Annotated in this window: 1 pseudogene; it reads left to right on the forward strand. The window is 39.5% G+C overall.

Annotated elements, in window-relative coordinates:
* Positions 1-1,163: pseudogene (locus tag ITJ86_RS17145) on the forward strand (hypothetical protein); the annotation flags it as partial.

The following is a 1,163-nucleotide window of genomic DNA, read 5'->3' on the forward strand; positions in this document are numbered from 1 at the left end:
ATTTTTAGTCCATATGTCAATCTAAGCAATGCTCAGACCATATTTGTAAGAGCAGAAAATGATGTTACAGGCTGCTACAATACAGTAACAGTTACTTTACGAGTAGACCCAATACCATCACCAGAAGCTAATCCAACTGCTATAGAAGTCTGTGACGATGATAACGATGGCTTTGCAGAATTCGATTTAGAACAACGTACCATAGAAGTTATTAACGGAGAGCCAAACGTGGAGATTAGCTACCACGAGACCCAAACCGATGCCGAAACAGGAGATAATCCAATTGTAGGGTTATACACCAATATTGTGGCTAACAATCAAATGATTTATGTGCGTTCAGAGAATACCTTAACAGGTTGTTATAGTTTAACATCAAATACGATGGAACTTGTTGTGTTACCATCACCAGAAGTGCCAACAACTATAGAACCTTACACATTATGTGATACTGACGACAATGGCATCACCCAATTTGATCTCACCACTAAAGATGCGGAGATTCTAAACGGTCAAGACCCATTAGACGTACAACTCACTTACCATGTGAATGCAGCAGATGCCGCAACAGGAAATAACCCAATTACTAATGTAAGCAGTTACACTAACACAGCAAACCCACAAATGATCTATGTGCGTTTGTACAATCCAACAACAGGTTGTGACGACACAGGGGAGTTTGAAATAGAAGTCAATTTACCACCAGTAGCCGTACAGCCGACCCAATTAAGTGTATGTGATGATTTAGGAGAAACACCAGGAGATGAAATCACAAGCTTTGATTTAACAGTAAAAGATAATGAAATCACAGGAGGCAATGCAAGTTGGTCTGTAGCATATTATGAGACCAATGCCGAAGCACAATCTCAGACCAATGTAATACCAGATCCAACAGCGTATGTTAATACCTCAATTAATGGATCAGGAGCAAATCCACAAACCTTATTTGCAGTGGTTACCGATACCGATACAGGCTGTGTAGACTTTACAACATTAACCATACGTGTATTGCCAAACCCAACACCAACACCAAGTGACCAATTACCAAATATAGAGTTGTGTGATGATGTAAATACAGGAGATGGAGTAGAAGTCTTTGATTTAACAGAAAATGAACTACTTATCCTAAATGGAGAGCCTGGAGTTACAGCAAGCTATTATGAAAG

This window comes from Winogradskyella marina, from assembly GCF_015645385.1.
In the GTDB taxonomy this organism is placed as follows: Bacteria; Bacteroidota; Bacteroidia; order Flavobacteriales; family Flavobacteriaceae; genus Winogradskyella; species Winogradskyella marina.